Raw genomic sequence first — 19,839 nt, forward strand, 5'->3', positions numbered from 1 at the left:
TTCCAGTGTGCTCCACGGGGTGACGGGTTTCGGTTGGCTGAAAATATACCATGGCTATTCGTTTCAACGAGCTTGGGTCCAAGCTCAAGGCCGGACTGGCGCCGGTCTATCTGATCTGCGGCGATGAGCCCTATCAGTTCGGCGAGGCGGCGCGTCTGGTGCGCGAGGCGGCGCGCTGCGCCGGGTTCGACGAACGCGAGATCCTCGACACCGAGGGTCAGTTCCAGTGGGGGGCGCTGGCGGCGGCGGCGGATGCGATGTCGCTGTTCTCGTCACGGCGGCTGATCGAGTTGCGTGTGTCCAACGGCAAGGTCGGCAAGGAGGGCAGCGAGGCGATCCGCGCCTATTGCGAGCGTCCCTGTCCGGACAATCTGCTGCTGATCCTGGCGCCTGGGATGGATCGCAAGGAATTGCAGTCGGCCTGGGCCAAGCGGGTCGAGTCGATCGGGGCCGTGATCCAGGTCTGGCCGTTGAAGGAACGCGAGCTGGAAGACTGGCTGGCGCAACGGTTGCAGTCGGTCGGCTTCCAGCCGGGCGCGGGCGTGGCGGCGCTGCTGGCCGAGCGCTCCGAGGGCAATCTGCTGGCGGCTGTGCAGGAGGTCGAGAAACTGCGTCTGCTGCATGAGCCGGGGCCTCTGGAACTCGACGATCTGCTCGGCAATCTGGCCGACAGTGCGCGTTTCGATCTCTTTGCGCTGACCGATGCGGCGCTGAACGGCGATCGGGCGCGGGTGCAGCGTGTGTTGAGCGTACTCAGGGCCGAGGGGACGGCGGATGTGCTGGTGCTCTGGGTGCTGGCGCGCGAGCTGCGGATGCTGGCCGAGGCGGCGGGCGCCGTCGCGGCGCGTGCTTCGCTCGATGCGGTCTACTCCAGACATCGCGTACCACGGATGCGGCAGGAGACGATCGGGCGGGCGTTGCGGCGTCTCTCGCCGGGGCGTCTGCGCGAGCTGCTGTCGCAGTGTGCCAGCGTCGATCGCGCCATCAAGGGCGTCGAGCCGGGCGACCCCTGGCATCGGCTCGCGGTCATCGCCGATGGGATGAGCGGCGGGGCGGTCTGATGGTGTTGACGGGCGAGGAGCGGGCGCGGCGCCACCCAGTGGGTCGGTGGCGCCGGATGCCGATCAGCGCTGCTCGTTCTCCAGCGCCTTCTGCGTGATCTCCTGATAGAGCGAGATCACGCGCGTATAGAGCGGCTGAAGGTCGGGCCGTTGGTCGACGATGCGCTTGACATCCTCTGCATCGGCCATCACCAGTTTGAGATGATCGATGTCGCTCTCGTCGAGACATTCACCGCGCTCGGTGCGGTCAATCTCGCGGCCTCGCTGTCGCAATCCTTCGCCATCAGTGGGGCGGACTCGCGCACGGCGATGGCCGATGCCGCCGGCGGGCGCACCCAGGTCACGGGGCTGGTGGCGGCGGGGACCATTGCGCTGGTGCTGCTGTTCCTGACCGGGCCATTGCGCTATGTCCCGATCGCTGCCTTGGGCGCGGTCCTGATCAAGGCGTCGCTGTCACTGCTGGATCTCAAGACCCTGCGTGAACTCGATCGCTTCGACCGGCGTGAACTGGCCCTCTCGCTGCTCGCCACCCTGGGCGTGATCTGGGTCGGGGCCATCAAGGCCATCCTGGTGGTGGTCATCCTGGCCCTGCTGCGGTTCGTGCGACTGACCTCGCGCCCGCGCGTCGATGTCCTCGGCGAGGTCGAGGAGCTGTCGGGCTTCCATTCGATCGTCCGGCATCCGGAGGCGCGGACGGATCCCGGCCTGGTGCTGCTGCGCTTCAACGCCCCGCTGGTGTTCTTCAATGCGCCCTATTTCAAGCAGCGGGCGCTGGCGGCCATCGCGGCGGCCGGCCCCGATCTGCGCTGGCTGGTGCTCGACGCGCTGCCGCTGACCCAGGTCGACGTCACCGGCTACGACACGCTGGACGCCCTGTCGCGCCTGCTGCACGAACGCGGCGCCGAGCTGGTCATGGCGGGCCGGCTGACCGAGACCCAGGAGTGGATGGACGCCAGGGGCTTCGGCGAACGCCGTCTGGCCGATCGCCATTTCCCGACCCTGCGCCGGGCCGTCCTGGCCTATCGGGCGCTCGCGGACGACAGCGCGATCCCTGAATCAGCCAAGGTCGCGGATCGGCCGATCGTCAACCAGACTCATCCCTCATAGGAGCCCCATCGACATGGCGGACGCGTTACACCTGCTGCATCCGGAAGCGATCCCTCATCTGCCCATCTTCATCACCGCGCCGGGGGAGACGGACGTGTTGTTCGTGGTGAATGCCATCTTCGTGCTGCTGGCCGTGAGCGGTCTCGGGGTCTTTTATTTCAAGCTCCATGCACTGCCGGAGCAGTTGGCGCATCGCGGCCAGAAGATCCAGTTCCAGATCGTCGCGGTGCTGGGTCTGCTGGCGCTCTTCACCCACAACCACGCCTTCTGGATCGCCGGACTGCTGCTGGCCCTGGTGCCCTTGCCCGATTTCACCACACCGCTCGGCACGATCGCGCGCTCGCTGGAGCGGCTGGCCGATGCGGCGCAGCCGCCCGCCGTGCCACCGCTTGAGTCCAACACGCCGCGTCAGGTTGCGGCGACACCCTCGCCCGAGGCGCCGCCGAACGCCGCCGACCGGCCGATCGAGCCGAAGGAGGATTGAACCATGCTGGAACTCTTCCTCTGTTCGCTGCTGACCATTCTGCCGGACTTCCTCTATCGGCGTTTCGTCCAGGGCAAGCGGCTCGGTCACGAAATCAACCTGTTCTCGGTCTGGTTCGAGCTGCGTTGGGGGATCACCTTCTGCCTGATCCTGACCCTGTGTCTAATTACGACCATCTTCTACTTCCATCCCTCGACCAAGGCCGCGACCTCGGTGTTCCGCACCGTGACCATCCTGCCCGAGCGCAATGGCCGCGTGGCCGAGACCTATGTCGAGATCAACCAGCGGGTAACGGCCGGCCAGCCGCTGTTCCGGCTCGACAGCAGTGAGCAGGAGGCGGCCATCGAAACGGCGCGCCGCAAGATCGCCGAGATCGAGGCGGCGATGATCGTCGCGAAATCGCAACTGGCCGAGGCCGACGCGCGGATCGTCCAGGCGCGCGGGATGCTCCAGCAGGCCACCGACGAGTTCAAGGCCCGCGCCGAGGTGCAGAAGCGCAGTCCGGGGTCGGTCGCCGAGCGCGATGTCGAGCGCGCGCGGGTGCAGGTCCAGACCCAGCAGGGCGGGCTCGACGCCGCGCTCGCCGGTCGCGAGGCCGTAGTCTCGGAGATGGAATTCAAGCTCCCGGCCCAGAAGGCGAGCGCCGAGGCGGCACTGCGCGAGGCGCAGATCGAACTCGACAAGAGTCTGGTGGTGGCCGGCACCGACGGTCTGGTGCAGCAGTTCGCACTGCGTCCGGGCGACGTGGTCAACCCCATGCTGCGACCCGCCGGCATCCTGGTGCCGGATCGCAAGGTCACGGGGCTGATGGCGGGTTTCGGCCAGATCGAGGCGCCGGTGCTCAGGGTCGGCATGATCGGCGAGGTCACATGCGTGGCCAAGCCGTGGCAGATCATTCCTGTGGTGATCACCGAGGTCCAGGACGTCATCGCCTCGGGTCAGGTCCGGGCCACCGACCAACTGGTCGATATCCAACAGATCGCGCGTCCCGGAACCCTCACCGTCATGCTGGAACCGCTCTATGAGGGCCAGCTCGACGACCTGCCCCAGGGCGGCGTCTGCATCGCCAACGCCTATACCAGCAACCATGAGGCGCTCGCTGATCCAGACATCGGCGGTTTGCGCTGGCTCGGGCTGCACGCCATCGACGCCGTCGGTCTGGTGCACGCCATGCTTCTGCGCATCCAGGCGTTGCTGTTGCCGATCCAGACACTGGTGCTGGGCGGGCATTGAGCGGACGTCCGCACCGGCTGCAACCGCACACCATTTCGATCACTTCAACCACAGCGACACGAGGAACGACCCATGAAGACCAAGGCACGCCCGATCCATCTCGCCTGCGCCCTGACCCTGAGCCTGATCGGTCTGTCGGCCGCCGTCCGGGCCGAGACCCTGCCCGTCGCGGGCGGCGCGATCTCCACCACGCTCACCGGCAAGGTGACTGTGGTCAATGTCGAAAAACGCCTGCTGACCCTCCAGACGCCCGAGGGCCGGTTCGAGGTCTTGCGCGTGCCCCCCGAGGTCAAGCGGCTCGACGAGATCAAGATCGGCAATACCCTGACCATCACTGAGACCGAATTCCTGCTGCTCGACCTGCAAAAGGGCGCCGATGTCGGCGAACCGGGCGTGTCGAGCGAGTCGGTGATCGTGCGCGATCCGGGTGACAAACCCGCCGGCATTATGATCGATGCGCTGACCGTCACCGGGACCATCACGGCCCTGGACAAGGCCAAGTCCACCGTCACCATCCAGGGACCGGAGGAACACATCACGCTCAAGGTCGAGGATCCGAGCGTGCTCGACTCGGTGGCCGTGGGTGATGGCGTGAGCGCCTCCTACGCGCGTTCCATCAGCGGCGTGGTGGAGTTCTAACGACAGCCGTCAGCGATCAGCCGCCGGTCTTCGGTGCTGTTCCTCGTTGGAGCGGCCAACCGCCGGGCGCTTGCCCGACCCCGAAGGGCCGGCGGCTGGTCCAGTCAACCCTGTGAGTCTCGCCGCCATGTCACATCCATTCCGCGACAGTCTCGCCATCTGGTTCCTGGCCCTCCTGCTCGGCGGCTGCGCGAGCCCGGACGTCAGCTCGTCTGGACCGGACCCGTGATCTGGCGTTTTCCGGTCGACGAGTCGGCACCCTGAGCGCGTCTCCATACATCCATCACCCGAGGCTTCACATGCAACGGACTCGACTCCAAACCGCTTCCTGGGCAGGTTCGGCGCTCATCGCCGTCGTCTTGGCGACCGGCTGCGCCACGGATTCCAATCCACTGGGCAGCGGCACCGGCGTGACGGCGAGCGATCCGAGCCGCCTGACACAGAGCGGCTTTCTCTCCGACTATGGACGTCTGGCGCCCGTGTCCTGGGAAGAGGGCATCCAGTGCTGGCGGCGCCCGGACCTCGACATCAAGCGCTACGACAAGGTTTTGATCGGACGCATGAGCGTTTCGCTCAAGCCCGGTCAGTCGACGACGATCGATCCGACCGATCTCAAGGCGCTGACCGACTATTTCCATGACTCGATGGTCAAGGCGCTCAAGCCGCAGATGACGGTGGTCGAGAAGCCCGGACCGGGCGTGCTCGGACTGCGCATCGCTCTGACCAATCTGGTGCCGACCGACGTGACCCGCAGTGTGACCGGAACGATCGTGCCCTATGGTTTCGTGGCCGAGGCCGGTGCGGGGGCGGCCACGGGACGACCCGCCGGCTCCACGCCCTATCTGGGCGAGACCGGCATGGAGATGCAGTTCGTCGACAGTGCCACGGGAACCGTCCTCGCCGAGTGTCGCGACACCCAGATCGGACGCAAATATGCCGCCGAGCTGGACGCCGGTGCGACGGGTGCGGCCCAGACCTGGGCCAGCGGCTATGTCAACTCCTTCCAGAGCTGGGCCTATGCCCGGAATGCCTTCGACAAGTGGTCGGCGCTGACGGCCCAGCGTCTGGCGGCGTTGCGCGGCACGGGGCGCTAGCCGGGGATGAGCCGGCACCGTACCAAGGATCGGCCCCCATGCCCTGACGATGAAACTCCAGGCCCGAATGCGAGGACAGTCCCTTGGTCGAGCAACGCGAATTCCTGGCCAATGCCATCGAAGCCAGTGTCCGTATCGGTCTGCTGCTGGTTTTGGCGGCCTGGTGCTTCGACATCGTCCAGCCCTTCGTCATCCCCATCGCCTGGGGGATCATCATCGCGGTGGCGCAGTACCCCGGCTATCGCCGACTCTGTGTCTGGTTCGGCGGGCGCAGGCGCGCGGCGGCCATCCTGATCGCGACGATCGATCTCCTGGTGCTGCTGGTTCCGGCGGTGCTCTTGAGCGACACGCTGCTGGATGGCCTCCAGGGGTTCGCCAAGGGGTTGCAGGACGGTACGCTCGCGGTTCCTCGGCTGCCCGAATCGGTCAAGGACTGGCCGCTGGTCGGCGAGCCGCTCAGTGGCTTCTGGAATCAGGCGTCCCAGAATCTGGCCGCGACAGCGGCCAAGTTCACCCCTCAGCTCAAGGCGGCGGCCGGCTGGCTGTTGTCCACGGCGGCTGGCGCCGGGTTCAGCGTGCTGCAATTCATCATCGCCATCGTCATCGCGGGTGCGCTGCTGGCGCAGTCGGAGGCTTCGGCCGGGTTTGCACGGGCTGTCGCGGCGCGTCTGGTGGGGGAGGAGAAGGGGGCGGATCTGGCCCGACTCGCGGAGACGGTCGTGCGCAGCGTCACCAAGGGCATCCTGGGCGTGGCGCTGATCCAGGCCATTCTGGCGGGGATCGGTTTCATGGTCATGGGAATCCCCGCCGCCGGACTCTGGGCGCTGCTGTGTCTGCTGCTCAGCACGGTGCAGATCGGCATCTTTCCGATCACCGTGCCGATCCTGATCTACGTCTTCGCGACGGCCGACACGGTGCCGGCGGTGCTGTTCCTGGTCTGGAGTCTCATCGTCGGCAGTCTGGACAACGTGCTCAAGCCGCTGGTGCTGGGGCGCGGGGTGCAGGTACCCATGGCCGTGATCTTCGTGGGGGCCATCGGCGGCTTCATCAGCTCCGGCATCATCGGGCTCTTCGTCGGCGCCGTGGTGCTGACGCTCGGCTACAAGCTGCTCCTGGCCTGGGTATATGAGCGGGCCGAAGGGTAGGAGTGCGTCTTACCCCGCGCTGGGTTCGGGCGCTTCCGCCATGACCGGAGCGCCGACCGGAGCGCGCCGCTCATAGACGCGCAGCCGGAGCGCGAACGCCAGCGCCACACTGAGCATCAGAATGGCGCCGGTCACGACGCCCGGCCAGCCGTGCCAGTGCCAGAAGGGACCGAGATAGAAACTGCCGATGCTGGCCCCGCCGTAGTAACACATCAGATAGAGCGACGAAGCACTGGCGCGCGCGCCGTCGGCCCGGCGGCTCACCCAGCCCGCCGCCTGGGTATGGGTGAAAAAGAAGCCGATGGCGTTGATCAGCATCCCAGCGACGATGGCCTCCAGTCGCGGGATCAGGGTCAGGAGTGTGCCGAGCATCAGAATCAGGACGCCCGCCGCCATCGCCAGCGGCTGCGAACCGCGTCCGACGATCCGCCCCGAGATGCCGGCGGTCAGGGTGCCCGAGAGATAGGTCAGAAACAGCAGCCCCAGCCAGAAGGACGACAGGTGGTAAGGCGGCGCGCTCAACAGAAAGGTGATGTAGCTGTACAGATTGATGAAGACCAGAAAATTGAGTCCGCCGATCAGACAGGCGAAGAGGATCAGCGGGTTGCGCGCATGACGCCCCAGATCATGCAGCATCGCCGCCGGATGCAGCGGTTTGGGGCGAAAACCGCGCGACGGCGGCAGCATCCAGGCAAAGACCGCCAGCACGGCGAGACTCAGCACGCCGGTCAGCAGAAAGCTCGCCTCCCAGCCCCAGACCGAGGCGGTCGCGCCGCTGATGAGCCGCCCGAGGATACCGCCCAGCGAATTGCCGCTGATATAGATGCCGATGGCGAGCAGCATCGCCTCATGCTCGAATTCGTCGCCCAGATAGGCCAACGCCACCGCCAGCAGACCGCCGATAAAGAGCCCCTGCACCGCGCGCAGGGTCAGCAGGGTGGCGAAATCGGGCGCAAATGCCATCGCCAGGGTGCAGAGCGTGGTCAGACTCATCGTCACTAGCATGATGCCGCGCCGCCCGATGGCGTCCGACAGCGGGCCATAGATCAAGAGCGACAGGCTCAGGGTCAGGGTCGTCAGCGAAACCGTCAGGCTCGCATCGGTCGCCGACACGCCCCAGGTCGCGCCGAACAGCGGCAGCAGGGGTTGCGGGGTATAGAGATTGGCGAAGGTGAGCATGGACCCCAGGCTCAGGGCCAGGGTAGCCCGCCAGAAAGCGGGCGTGCGTGTGGTGATCATGAGTTCGTCGGTGCGAATGCATTCGCACAGCGGGTCAGGTCGGGTTGGCTGGGAGGCATATTACTCTGTGTTTCTGCCAGAAAGAAAGCGAGCCTCTCAGGCAGGCTGAGTTTTCGGTACCCGGCTGGCTTGTGCGATGAGCCGGGATAATGGCCTGTCTACGAAAGACTCCGGATCCCAAGCCGTTTCATTGCAGATAGCGCGAGGCCGCACTGACCAGATCCTCACGCTCGGGCAGATCCGCTGGCACGATGGTCAGCGGCAAAGCGACCACACGCCGCCCCTGGACATTGCGCAACTCCTGGAGCTCGATGCGACGCGCTGACGGATCGTCGGGCGCGCGCTGGATGTTCATGGGATCGAGGACGAAGGCGATCGGCTCGGCCCAGAGCTGGGCCGGGGCATCCGCCAGCCGCTCGGAGACGATCCCCAGATGCGCCTGCAAGACATCCTGATTCGCCCCCAGCGACTCCAGTTGCGCCGTGATGGCGTCCAGTTCGGCCGCGAGCGCCGCCGGATCCTGAGCACCGTCCTCAGCCGGCTCGAAGCTCCAGCCGCCGCGCTCCAGCGCCTTGAGCTTGCGGCGCAGGAGATCGCGCTGCCGGGTCAGCTCGGCCCGCTCGACCTTAGTCTCGGCGATGCGGCTCAGGGCCAGGGTCAGGAGATGGTCGAAGGCACGGCGTTTCCACAGACGCCGACTCTCGGACTCGCTCGTCGTCGGGTCGAGCAACCGGTGGGCTGTGAAATTGACCGTGACCTGCGGCACGTCTCGCCGAACCTGATCGCCCACCAGATCCAGTCCCAGGATGTTGCGTTCCACATGCTCGGTCATCAGCAGGGCCGTGACCTGTTCGGCGCCCGTGCCCTCCGGGCCGGCCAGGAAACGCGACAGGGCCGGATCGCGCGCCAGGATCTCCAGCATGTCGCCCGCCGAGGAGAAGACGGTCGACAGGCGCGGCTCGGTTCCATGTTGGCGCGCGCTCGCCGGCAGCGGCGCCTGGATCGCGTCGACCAGCGCGATCACATGATCGATCGCCGCGATGACCGGCGCACGCAGCCGTTTGCGATAGCCCGGCAGCAGTCGCAGCCGCGAATCCGTGCCGTCGACCGTGCGCTCGATGGCCATCTCGATGAGTGATTCGGGGTAGCTGTGGTGTGTCTCGCTGCCGAAGATGGATTGAAAGAGTTTCATGCGTCCGTCCTCATAGAAGCATCATGACGCCCACATAGAGCGCCCCGACCCCGAGCTGCACCAGAGTGATGGGCACGCCATAGCGGGCGAACCGCGCGAAGCTCACTCGCTCGCCCTGGCCGGCGCAGATGCCGACGCTGACGATGTTGGCCGAGGCTCCAACCAGGGTCGCATTGCCGCCGAGCGTGGCGCCGAACATCATGGCGATGAATACAGGCAGGGTCGCCTCCGGCCAGTCGGTGAAACCGGCGGCGAGCGCGACCTCAGGCACCGCCTCGGCGGCCACCAGATAGCCCTTGGTCATGATCAGCGCGGCGGCGACCACCGGGATGTTGGCCAGCAGGCTGGAGAGCAGCCCGATCCCGGCGAGCAGCAGTAGCGCGACCAGGGTCAGGTCGGCGCCGAACCAGCCGTAGAGTTGCAGCGACAACCCCTGCAGCAACCCGGTCTTGGTGAACGCCTGCACCAGCACGAAGATGGCGCCGAGGAAGACCAGGGTCTTCCAGTCCACATCGCGCAGCACGGCGTCCACCGGCTCGACATGCGCCCCATAGATGACCAGCAGAGCCAGGGTGGCGCCGATGATGGCCACCGCCGGCGGCACGATGCGGCTCGGCAGGGACTCGCCGACCAGAAACAGCACCACCATGACGGCCAGCACCAGCAGGGCGAAGGTCACGAAGCCCTTGCGCTCGATGCGCGGGGCGGGCGCCGAGGGCGGCAGGGGCGCGCGCAGTCGCCAGATGTCCGGCATGAGCCGCGACAGGAGCGGCAGGATCACCAGCACAGCCAGCAGACCGCCCAGACTCACCTGCTGGAGATACTGAGTGAAGGACAGGCCGATGGCACTGCCGACCAGAAAGGTCGCCGGATCGCCGACCAGGGTCAGCATCCCGGCCGAGTTGCTGACCAGCGCCGCCAGAATCATGGGGCCGACGAAGTCCACCCGGAGCGCGCGCGCCACGCCGATGATGATGGGCGCAAGCAGGATCACCGTGGTGGCATTGGGCAGCAGGGCGCATACGGGCGCCACCAGCGCGACCAGGAGCAACAGGAAACGTTTGCCGCTGCCGCCGGTGGCGTGCAGGAAGACGGCGCCGATGCGATCGAAGACGCCGGTCTTGGCCAGCACGCGCGCGACCACCATGCCGCCGAACAGGAGCGCGAGCGGTCCGCCGGCGACCTTGGACGCCTCCTGCAGATCGTTGCGGTCGAGCAGACCCAGGACGATCAGTAGCGAGACCCCGAGCAGGGCCGCCACCATCATGTCCAGGACGTCGAACGCGATCAGCAGGATCACGCCGGCGAAGATCCCCACGATCAGCCAGATCTGTAGCGTGCTCATCGGTCGGCGCCTCGCGCGTCAGTCGATGGAAGGGGCGTAGAGCAGTCCGCCCTGGGTCCAGAGCCGGTTCGGTCCGCGTTCGAGACCGAGCGGGCTGTCCGGCCCCAGATGGCGCTCGAACAGCTCGCCATAGTGGCCGACGGTCTTGACGGCGCGCACGGCCCAGCCGGGCGTGAGACCCAGATTGCGCGCGAGCAGGGTCCGCTCGTCGTGCGAGAGCCGCGACAGGGGAGTGCGCCCCTCGGCGAGCACCTGATCCAGGTTGGCCTGGGTGGCGCCGGACTCCTCGGCCAGGATCAGCGCATGGATCACCCAGCGCACCAGGGTCGTCCACTCCTGATCGCCGCCCCAGACTACGGGTGATAGCGGTTCCTTGGAGATGCGTTCGTCCAGGATACGCCAGGACGGACGCCCGCCGGGCAGGCGCGAGCGCGCGGCGGCCAGTTGCGAGGTATCCGCGCTGTAGGCTTGGCAGCGTCCGGCCGTGAAGGCTGCGACCACGCCGTTGGCGGAATCGATGGACAAGGGGGTTACAGACAGATCGCGCGCGCCGAAGTAGTCGCGCAGGTTGCGCACGTGGGTGGTGCCCTTCTCGACGCAGACGGTCGCCCCGGCGAGATCGATCGGCGCCTGGACCGGCGAGTCGGCCGGCACCATGAAGCCCTGCCCGTCGTAGAGGAGGATCGCCGGGAACTGGAGCTTGAGGATGGCCTCGCGGGTCAGGGTCCAGGAGGTGTTGCGCAGCAGCAGATCGATCTTGCGCGCCTGAAGCGCGGGGAAGCGGGCCGAGGCCCGCAAGGGCACGAACTCGACACGCTCGCCGTCGCCGAACACGGCGGCGGCCACGGCGCGACAGATGTCGACATCGAACCCCTGCCAGCGTCCGGCCTCGTCACGTTCGGAAAAACCGGGGATGCCCTCGCTGACGCCGCAACGCAGAGTTCCGCGTGACTTGAGCGCTTCCAGCACCTCGCCGGCGTGCGATTCGTGAATCGGCGCGAATCCGCCGAGGAAGACCGACAGGAACCCAGCCAGAAGCACTGGCCATCGTGACGACACGCAATGCATCGACCGACACCCCGCCGACAGTGATGATGTGTGCGCGGACTATAAGACCGCGACTCGCTCGCTGACAAGGGTGTCGAGCGAGCCGCGTCGCGGCTCAGCGCCGCGAGAGCAGGATCAGATCGTCGCCGCGCTGGATGCGCAGGCTATGCAGCCCCTTGGAGGCACGCAGGATCTTGGCGATGTCGCGTGGATCACCGATACGCTGGCCATTGACCTGGACCAGACGATCGCCCTCACGCAACCCGGCGAGCCAGGCTGGACTCTCGGGATCGACGGTCCCCACCGGGATGGCCGGTATGCCCGAATTCGTGTCCAGTTCGCCGAACAGCGCACCGGACAGCACAGGCGACAGACGCTCGCCCGGAATGTAATGGCGATAGGGATCGGCAACACGCCCGCTCAGACGACGCGGCTTGCCGTCGCGCAGGATGTCGAGCCTGACCGACTCGCCGACCCGCATCAACCCGAATTGATTGCGCAGATCGGACGAGCCGCGCACCGGCTTGTCGTTGAGCTTGAGGATGACATCGCCGGCGCGCAGACCGGCCTCGTCGGCCGCCGAACCGCGCTCCACCGTGGTGATCAGCGCACCTTCGAGACTGCGCAGACCCAGCGCCCCGGCCAGCTCGTCGGTCAGATCCTGCACGGCGACCCCGAACAGACCACGCCGCACCGCGCCGAACTCGACGAGCTGTTCCAGGATGGAGCGCGCCATGTTGGTCGGAATCGCGAAGCCGATGCCGATGTTGCCGCCGCCTGGGGCGAGGATCGCGGTGTTCATGCCGACCAGCTCACCGTTCAGGTTCACCAGCGGGCCGCCCGAGTTGCCGGGGTTGATCGAGGCATCGGTCTGGATGAAGTTCTCATAGCCCTCGATGCCCAGCCCCGTGCGCCCCAGACCGCTGACGATGCCCGAGGTCACGGTCTGGCGCAGTCCGAACGGATTGCCGATGGCGACCACGAAATCGCCGACACGCAGCTGGTCGGAGTCGGCGAAGGGCAGGGCGCTCAGATCCTGGCTCGGGATGCGCAGCACGGCGACATCGGTCTCGGGATCGCTGCCGATCAGGGTCGCCTCCAGGGTGCGCCCGTCGTGCAGCGTCACCCGGATCGCGTCGGCCTTGGCGATGACGTGATGATTGGAGAGCACCAGACCGCGCTTGGCGTCGACGATGATGCCCGAGCCGAGACTGCTGTTCTCGCGCTGCCGGCTTTGGCTGGGGATCTCGAAGAAATGGCGGAAGAAGGGGTCGCGCAGCAACGGATGCTCGGCCGTCTCGATGCGGGTGACGGTGGAGATGTTGACCACGGCGGGCAGCACGCGCTCCAGCATGGGCGCGAGCGTGGGCAATGGTTGGCCGTCGACGCTCGATGGCAGGGCGGCCCATGACGTGGCCGTCAAGCACAGGAGCAGAGGCCACAACCACCAACGGGATCGGATACGCAGGGAAGACATGGAGTGCACCAGGATAGCTAGAGGTTTACGGTTCGATCGCTGAAAACTAGCGAGCCAGATCGACCAACGCAAGACCTGACCGGGCCTCTGAAAATTACCGATTCGTCATCCGCCCCTGCCCTTGCGGGAGAGGGGTGGGCAGAGGGGATTCGGCTACCGGCTCGTCCTCGCCGGCCTGAGCAACCCGCTCGGCGAACCGCTGGAGTTCCTCTGGCGTGTTGAGATTGCCGAACGCCTCGGGCCGGTCGCTGAAATCGGCCAGCGCGAGCCGATGGCCTCGCTGCCAGTCCTCGACCCGACGTCCGCCCTGAGCCAGAAAGCGTTCGAGGTCGTCGGCGAGCTTGACCGGCAGCAGCGCATGAACCGACTGCAGGCGCCGCCCGTCCGTGGCCACGGCCAGTTCGGCTTCCTGCTCGACCAGGGTTGCGCTGAGCCGCGCGGCGAGATCCAAGGGCGGCTGTGGCCCATCACAAGGCAGGGTGAGGATCCAGTCGGTGCGGGCCGCGCGCATCCCGGCCAGGAATCCGGCCAGCGGTCCCTGATGATCCGGGAGCGAGTCGGCGACGACTGGATAGCCGAATTCGGCATAGCGTTCCAGATGCCGATTGGCATTGACCAGCACCGAGCCGACCTGAGGCGCGAGGGCGTCGAGCGTCCAGGCGATCAGCGGCCGTCCATCGACCATCAGCAACCCCTTGTCCACGCCGCCCAGGCGTCGCGCCCGGCCGCCGGCCAGAACGACGCCGGTCAGGGTTTCACGTACAGGTGCAGTCATCTACAGCCGCTCCAGGATAACGGGGACGATTCGCTCTCCGTCGGGAGAAGCGATGGATGGCATCGATCATCGCACGCGCTTCACCGAAACGGCGAATGTGAGTCGACCTCGGCCATACCTCGATATGGAGGGCCGCGCGATGATCCGGACCTGGAAAGCCGCCAGACCGGACCCACCATCACAGGTTGTGCGAGACCCGCCCATCAGCCGGAGAGAGAGCCTTCATGTCGTCATCGATCCACGCCCGCGACGCCCAGCGTACCAACCGGCTGGCGTCCGCCACCAGCCCCTATCTCCAGCAGCACGCCCACAATCCGGTCGACTGGTGGCCCTGGTGCCCGGAGGCTCTGGCGCTGGCGCGCGAACTGGACAGGCCGATCCTGCTCTCGATCGGCTATTCGGCCTGTCACTGGTGCCATGTGATGGCGCACGAGTCCTTCGAAGACCCGGCGACGGCTGAGCGGATGAACCGGCTGTTCGTCAACATCAAGGTCGATCGCGAGGAGCGGCCGGATCTCGACAAGGTCTATCAGACCGCGCATCAGCTTCTGAGCCAACGCGCTGGCGGCTGGCCGCTGACGGTCTTTCTCACCCCGGACGATCACACGCCCTTCTTCGCCGGCACCTATTTTCCGCGCGAGCCGCGTCATGGTCTGCCGTCGTTCACGCAACTGCTGGTCGGGGTCGAGCGCGCCTATCGCGAACAGGGCGCCGCCATCCGCGAGCAGAACCGGAGTCTGCTGGAGGCGCTGGCCGGCCTCGAACCCCAGGGCGGGGCGGAGCTGCCCGAGGGCAGTCTGCTGGAGGCGGCCTTCCATCAGCTGGCGCTGAGTTTCGATGCCGAGCACGGCGGCTTCGGACGCGCGCCCAAGTTTCCGCATGCCACCGATCTCGAGCTGTTGCTACGGCGTCAGGCTCGGCTGGCGGCGAGCGGCGGCGATCCCGATCCGCGTCCGCTCCACATGGCCGGCTTCACGCTGGAACGCATGATCCGGGGCGGGTTGACCGATCAGCTCGGCGGCGGCTTCTGTCGCTATTCGGTCGACGACGAATGGATGATCCCGCACTTCGAGAAGATGCTCTATGACAACGGACCGCTGCTGGCGCTCTGTTGTGATGCCTTCTCCGCTACGGGGGAATCCATCTTTCGCGACGCGGCCCTGGCCACCGCCGATTGGGTCATGCGCGAGATGCAGTCGCCCGAGGGCGGCTATTACTCGACCCTGGACGCCGACAGCGAGGGCCATGAAGGCGCCTTTTATGTCTGGGATCGGGACGCGGTGCGCGCGCGTCTGAGTGCGGTCGAGTATCCGCTGTTCGCAGCGGTCTATGGCCTGGATCGTCCGCCCAACTTCGAGGGCCGCTGGCATCTGCACGGCTATCGCACGCCGGCGCAGGCGGCCGAGTCGCTGGGCCTGGATCTGCCACAGGCCGAGGCGTTGCTGGCCAGCGCCCGCGCCACGCTTTTCAGCGCCCGCGAGCAGCGTGTCCATCCGGGACGCGATGAGAAGATTCTGACGGCCTGGAACGCGCTCATGATCAAGGGCATGGCGCGTGCGGCGCGCGTGCTGGAGCGGCCCGACTATCTGGAGTCGGCCGAACAGGCGCTCGCCTTCATCCGCTCGATGCTGTGGCGCGACGGCCGTCTGCTGGCGACCTGCAAGGACGGCGTGGCGCATCTCAACGCCTATCTGGACGACTATGCCAACCTGATCGACGCCTTGCTGGAATTGCTCCAGGTGCGCTGGTCGAGTGCGGATCTCGCCTTCGCCGTCGAGCTGGCCGAGGTGTTGCTCGACGAGTTCCACGACGCCGAGCGCGGCGGCTTCTGGTTCACCGGACGTTCGCATGAGCCGCTGATCCATCGCGCCAAGCCGCTCGGCGACGATTCGATGCCGGGCGGAAACGGCGTGGCGGCGCTCGCCCTCCAGCGGCTCGGACATCTGATCGGCGAGGTACGCTATCTGGAGGCCGCTGACGGCACGCTGCGGCTCGCCGCCGAGTCGATGCGCCGGATGCCGCACGCCCATGCCAGTCTGCTCATGGCGCTCGACGACTGGCTCGATCCGCCCGAAATGCTCGTCATCCGCGCCGCCGACGACCGGCTGGAGACCTGGCAGCGGCTGGCCCAGCAGGGCTATCGGCCGCATCGGTTCGTCTTCGCCATCCCATCCGGGATCGACGAGCTACCGGGCACGCTGGCGGCGATGCGCGGCGGCGACCGTCCGCTGATCTATCGCTGTCGCGGTACGCACTGTGAGCCGCCGGTCACGTCGTTGGCCGACCTATGATCGACCGGAAACCCCCGTCTTTTCGCGGATCGAGGATCGTGGTCGTGCCTCAATAGATCCAGGGCACGAACTTGCGCACTTCGCGCGCGTAATCGGCATAGTCGGGATGACGCTCGGTCAGCCAGGCTTCTTCTTTGCGGGCCTTGTAGTCGAAGAAGACGAAGCCGATGGCCAGGATCAGCAGATGGGTCAGGCTCAGGGTGTAGAGCGTCCAGCCGAGCGCGGCGAAGAGCTGGCTGCTGTAGAGCGGATGGCGCACCCAGGCATAGACGCCGTGCCTGACCAGTTGGCTGTGGTCGACCGGATAGGGCAGGGGTGTGAGATAGTCGCGGATGTGGATCGAACCGAAGGCGCCGAACACCAGCGCGACCAGCCCCAGCCCGCCAAGCGCGATCCAGCGCACCGGCTCCAGGGCCGCGAGCACGCCGGCCGTGGCGAGCGGATTCCAGTTCGGCGCCAGGATGAAGACGAACATCAGCACGAATTGCAGTGCGACGAGATATTCGCCGCGATGGCCTTTGAACGCCTGTAACAGTGACATGGGAGCCTCCGATCGATTACAAAGGGATGTGTCGTTTGGTTCTGGAATCCGTCGGGAGAATGCCGGTGCTCAAGATCGTTTCGTTCAACATCAACGGCGTCCGCGCCCGTCCGCATCAGGTCGAGGCGCTCAAGGCCGGACTCGACCCCGACATCCTCGCCCTGCAGGAATCCAAGGTCGCCGACGAGCAGTTTCCGCTCGATTGGGCGCGCGGACTGGGCTATGACGTCCGGATCCACGGTCAAAAGGGCCACTATGGCGTGGCGCTCCTGAGCAAACAGTCTCCGCACAGCGTCGTCAAGGGACTGCCGAACGACGACGCCGAAGCGCAACGTCGCCTGATCCTAGGGCGTTACCGGCTCGCTGACGGTGACGAAGTCACGGTCATCAACGGCTATTTCCCGCAAGGCGAAGGCCGCGACCATCCGCTGAAGTTCCCCGCCAAGCAGACGTTCTACGCCGGCCTGCTGGACTATCTGCGTACCGCCTTCCGCCCGGACCAGAACATCGTCCTGCTCGGCGACATGAACGTCGCGCCCCTGGATCTGGATATCGGGATCGGCGCCGACAACGCCAAGCGCTGGCTGCGCACCGGAAAATGCGCCTTCCTGCCCGAGGAACGCGCTTGGTTCCAGTCCCTGCTCGACTGGGGGTTGATTGATGCCTACCGTGCCCGCCATCCCGAATCCGCCGACCGCTTCAGCTGGTTCGACTACCGCTCGCGCGGCTTCGAGCGCGAGCCGAAACATGGTCTGCGTATCGACCATATCCTGATCTCGGCCCCGCTGCGCGAGCGGTTGATCGACGCCGGTATCGACTATGCCATCCGGGCGATGGACAAACCCTCAGACCATTGCCCGGTGTGGATCACCCTGGATCTCCCCGACCTCACAGCGGCCTGACGCAGTCGACGAAATAGCCGACCTCGCCGCCGCTCTCTTCCTTGACCAGACCATGGATGTCGGTCTCGAAGCCGGGGAAGCGGGTGTTGAACTCGCGCGCGAACTGGAGATAGCGCACGATGGTGGCATTGAAGCGCTCGCCCGGAATCAGCAGCGGAATCCCGGGCGGATAGGGTGTGAGCAGCACGCTGGTCACGCGCCCTTCGAGATCATCGATCCCGACCCGTTCGATCTCGCGATGCGCCATCTTGGCGAAGGCCACCGCCGGCTTCATGGCCGGGACGATATCGGATAGATACATATCCGTCGTCAGACGCGCGACATCGTTGGCCTTGTAGATGCCGTGGATCTCGTCGCACAGATCGCGCAGACCGATCTTCTCATAGCGCGGATGGGCCTGGATGAACTCCGGCAGCACGCGCCACAGCGGCTGGTTGCGGTCGTAGTCGTGTTTGAACTGCTGGAGCTCCGTCACCATCGTGTTCCAGCGGCCCTTGGTGATGCCGATGGTGAACATGATGAAGAACGAGTACAGCCCGGTCTTCTCGACCACGATCCCGTGCTCGGCCAGATACTTGGTGACGATCGCCGCCGGGATGCCCGATTCGGAGAACTCGCCGTCCATGTTCAGCCCAGGCGTGATGACCGTGGCTTTGATCGGATCGAGCATGTTGAAACCGGGCGCCAGCTCACCGAAGCCGTGCCAGTGGTCGTCGGCGTGCAGCATCCAGTCGTCGCGATCGCCGATGCCTTCCTCGGCCAGATAGTCCGGCCCCCAGACCTTGAACCACCAGTCCTCGCCGAACTCTTCGTCGACCTTGCGCATGGCGCGCCGGAAGTCGAGCGCCTCCATGATCGACTCATGCACCAGCGCTGTGCCGCCGGGCGGCTCCATCATGGCCGCCGCCACGTCGCAGGAGGCGATGATGGCGTACTGCGGACTGGTCGAGGAGTGCATCAGATAGGCTTCGATGAAGCTGTCGCGGTCCAGCTGGCGCTGATCGGACTCCTGCACCAGGATCTGCGAGGCTTGCGAGAGACCGGCCAGCAGCTTGTGCGTCGACTGGGTGGCGAACACCATCGACTCGTGACAGCGCGGCCGATCCTTGCCGATGGCGTGCATGCCGGTATAGAAGTCGTGGAAGGAGGCATGCGGCAGCCAGGCTTCGTCGAACAGCAGGGTGTGGATCTCGCCGTCGAGCAGTGACTTGATGGTGTCGACGTTGTAGAGCACGCCGTCATAGGTGCTCTGGGTGATCGTCAGGACGCGCGGCTTGGCATCGATCCCCTTGGCGAAGGGGTTGGCGGCGATCTTGCGCCGGATGTTCTCGGGCTTGAACTCATCGAGCGGGATCGGACCGATGATGCCGTAATGATTGCGCGTCGGCATCAGGAACACCGGGATCGCTCCGGTCATGATGATGGCGTGCAGGATCGACTTGTGGCAGTTGCGGTCGACCACCACGATGTCGTCGGGCGCGACGGTCGAGTGCCAGACGATCTTGTTCGAGGTCGAGGTGCCGTTGGTGACGAAGAACAGATGGTCGCAGTTGAAGATGCGCGCCGCGTTGCGCTCGGAGGCCGCTACCGGGCCGGAGTGATCGAGCAGTTGACCGAGTTCGTCGACCGCGTTGCAGACATCGGCGCGCAGCATGTTCTCGCCGAAGAACTGGTGGAACATCTGTCCGACCGGACTCTTGAGAAAGGCCACGCCGCCCGAGTGTCCCGGACAGTGCCAGGAGTAGGAGCTGTCGGCGGCATAGTGCGTGAGCGCGCGGAAGAAGGGCGGGGCCAGACTGTCGAGATAGACCCGCGACTCGCGCGCCACATAGCGGGCGATGAACTCGGGCGTGTCCTCGAACATGTGGATGAAGCCGTGCAGTTCCTTGAGCACATCGTTCGGGATGTGACGCGAGGTGCGCGTCTCGCCGTAGAGGAAGATCGGAATGTCCTCGTTGCGCAACCGCACTTCCTGGACGAACGCGCGCAGGGTCGCGAGCGCTTCGAGCGCCTCCTCGGGGGAGCCGCTGCCGAACTCCTCGTCGTCGATCGACAGGATGAAACAGGAGGCGCGGCTCTGCTGCTGGGCGAACGAGGTCAGATCGCCATAGCTGGTGACGCCGAGCACCTCCAGCCCCTCGCTTTCGAGCGCCTTGGCGAGCGCGCGAATGCCAAGACCGCTCGCGTTCTCGGAGCGGAAGTCCTCGTCGATGATGACGACTGGAAAACGGAAACGCATCGCGTAATCCTCGAAAGTAAAGGGCCGG

At 66.1% G+C, this 19,839-nt stretch carries 18 protein-coding genes; 9 read left to right on the top strand and 9 right to left on the bottom strand.

Features of this window, described 5'->3' with window-relative positions; genetic code table 11:
- The first annotated feature begins 50 nt into the window (after positions 1 to 50).
- The gene (gene holA, locus HW932_RS16600; protein ID WP_176977612.1) at positions 51 to 1,061 is read left to right on the top strand and encodes a DNA polymerase III subunit delta; all 1,011 of its coding nucleotides are present in this window, start codon (positions 51 to 53) and stop codon (positions 1,059 to 1,061) included.
- Positions 1,062 to 1,124: 63 nt separating this feature from the next.
- Here holA and HW932_RS22045 read toward each other — a convergent pair whose 3' ends face one another.
- On the bottom strand, positions 1,125 to 1,250 hold the full coding sequence (locus HW932_RS22045; RefSeq protein WP_281358223.1) for a hypothetical protein: 126 nt from the start codon (positions 1,248 to 1,250) through the stop codon (positions 1,125 to 1,127).
- Positions 1,251 to 1,262: 12 nt separating this feature from the next.
- Here HW932_RS22045 and HW932_RS16605 point away from each other — a divergent pair, with 12 nt between their 5' ends.
- The 6 genes from HW932_RS16605 to HW932_RS16630 all read left to right on the top strand — a co-directional run bounded on the left by HW932_RS16605 (position 1,263) and on the right by HW932_RS16630 (position 6,763).
- A complete protein-coding gene (locus tag HW932_RS16605) occupies positions 1,263 to 2,168 on the top strand; it encodes a SulP family inorganic anion transporter (RefSeq protein ID WP_176977613.1) in 906 nt (301 codons plus the stop codon).
- 13 nt (positions 2,169 to 2,181) lie between these two features.
- The gene (locus tag HW932_RS16610) at positions 2,182 to 2,652 is read left to right on the top strand and encodes a hypothetical protein (RefSeq protein ID WP_176977614.1); all 471 of its coding nucleotides are present in this window, start codon (positions 2,182 to 2,184) and stop codon (positions 2,650 to 2,652) included.
- A gap of 3 nt (positions 2,653 to 2,655) precedes the next feature.
- On the top strand, positions 2,656 to 3,885 hold the full coding sequence (locus HW932_RS16615) for an HlyD family secretion protein (protein ID WP_176977615.1): 1,230 nt from the start codon (positions 2,656 to 2,658) through the stop codon (positions 3,883 to 3,885).
- Positions 3,886 to 3,957: 72 nt separating this feature from the next.
- A complete protein-coding gene (locus tag HW932_RS16620; RefSeq protein WP_176977616.1) occupies positions 3,958 to 4,524 on the top strand; it encodes a hypothetical protein in 567 nt (188 codons plus the stop codon).
- A gap of 299 nt (positions 4,525 to 4,823) precedes the next feature.
- Positions 4,824 to 5,618, top strand: a complete 795-nt coding sequence (locus tag HW932_RS16625; protein WP_176977617.1) for a DUF3313 domain-containing protein — start codon at positions 4,824 to 4,826, stop codon at positions 5,616 to 5,618.
- Between the two features lie 83 nt (positions 5,619 to 5,701).
- Positions 5,702 to 6,763: an AI-2E family transporter gene (locus HW932_RS16630; RefSeq protein WP_176977618.1), complete on the top strand. Its 1,062-nt coding sequence runs from the start codon at positions 5,702 to 5,704 to the stop codon at positions 6,761 to 6,763.
- A gap of 9 nt (positions 6,764 to 6,772) precedes the next feature.
- On the opposite strand, the gene HW932_RS16635 is transcribed toward HW932_RS16630, so the two are convergent.
- The 6 genes from HW932_RS16635 to mobA all read right to left on the bottom strand — a co-directional run bounded on the left by HW932_RS16635 (position 6,773) and on the right by mobA (position 13,838).
- On the bottom strand, positions 6,773 to 8,002 hold the full coding sequence (locus HW932_RS16635) for an MFS transporter (protein WP_176977619.1): 1,230 nt from the start codon (positions 8,000 to 8,002) through the stop codon (positions 6,773 to 6,775).
- Between the two features lie 187 nt (positions 8,003 to 8,189).
- Positions 8,190 to 9,194, bottom strand: a complete 1,005-nt coding sequence (locus HW932_RS16640) for a hypothetical protein (protein WP_176977620.1) — start codon at positions 9,192 to 9,194, stop codon at positions 8,190 to 8,192.
- A 10-nt stretch (positions 9,195 to 9,204) separates the two neighbouring features.
- Positions 9,205 to 10,539, bottom strand: a complete 1,335-nt coding sequence (locus HW932_RS16645; protein ID WP_176977621.1) for an ArsB/NhaD family transporter — start codon at positions 10,537 to 10,539, stop codon at positions 9,205 to 9,207.
- Between the two features lie 18 nt (positions 10,540 to 10,557).
- Positions 10,558 to 11,580 carry an amino acid ABC transporter substrate-binding protein gene (locus tag HW932_RS16650; protein ID WP_343047386.1) on the bottom strand — a complete coding sequence of 341 codons (1,023 nt, stop codon included), beginning with the start codon at positions 11,578 to 11,580 and terminating at the stop codon, positions 10,558 to 10,560.
- Between the two features lie 121 nt (positions 11,581 to 11,701).
- Positions 11,702 to 13,063, bottom strand: a complete 1,362-nt coding sequence (locus HW932_RS16655) for a DegQ family serine endoprotease (RefSeq protein ID WP_176977623.1) — start codon at positions 13,061 to 13,063, stop codon at positions 11,702 to 11,704.
- 94 nt (positions 13,064 to 13,157) lie between these two features.
- Positions 13,158 to 13,838 carry a molybdenum cofactor guanylyltransferase MobA gene (gene mobA / locus HW932_RS16660; protein ID WP_176977624.1) on the bottom strand — a complete coding sequence of 227 codons (681 nt, stop codon included), beginning with the start codon at positions 13,836 to 13,838 and terminating at the stop codon, positions 13,158 to 13,160.
- 224 nt (positions 13,839 to 14,062) lie between these two features.
- On the opposite strand from mobA, the gene HW932_RS16665 reads away from it, so the two are divergent.
- Positions 14,063 to 16,129: a thioredoxin domain-containing protein gene (locus tag HW932_RS16665; protein WP_176977625.1), complete on the top strand. Its 2,067-nt coding sequence runs from the start codon at positions 14,063 to 14,065 to the stop codon at positions 16,127 to 16,129.
- 49 nt (positions 16,130 to 16,178) lie between these two features.
- Here the strand turns inward: HW932_RS16665 and HW932_RS16670 are convergent, their stop codons facing one another.
- Entirely contained in the window at positions 16,179 to 16,670 is a 492-nt protein-coding gene (locus tag HW932_RS16670; RefSeq protein ID WP_176977626.1) for a methyltransferase family protein, read from the bottom strand.
- Positions 16,671 to 16,735: 65 nt separating this feature from the next.
- On the opposite strand from HW932_RS16670, the gene xthA reads away from it, so the two are divergent.
- On the top strand, positions 16,736 to 17,572 hold the full coding sequence (xthA, locus tag HW932_RS16675; protein ID WP_176977627.1) for an exodeoxyribonuclease III: 837 nt from the start codon (positions 16,736 to 16,738) through the stop codon (positions 17,570 to 17,572).
- Here xthA and HW932_RS16680 read toward each other — a convergent pair.
- Complete coding sequence (locus tag HW932_RS16680; RefSeq protein WP_176977628.1) at positions 17,559 to 19,811, bottom strand: arginine/lysine/ornithine decarboxylase; 2,253 nt, start codon at positions 19,809 to 19,811, stop codon at positions 17,559 to 17,561. The genes xthA and HW932_RS16680 overlap by 14 nt on opposite strands.
- Between the last annotated feature and the right edge of the window lie 28 nt (positions 19,812 to 19,839).

It is taken from the genome of Allochromatium humboldtianum (assembly GCF_013385175.1).
Classification (GTDB): domain Bacteria; phylum Pseudomonadota; class Gammaproteobacteria; order Chromatiales; family Chromatiaceae; genus Thermochromatium; species Thermochromatium humboldtianum.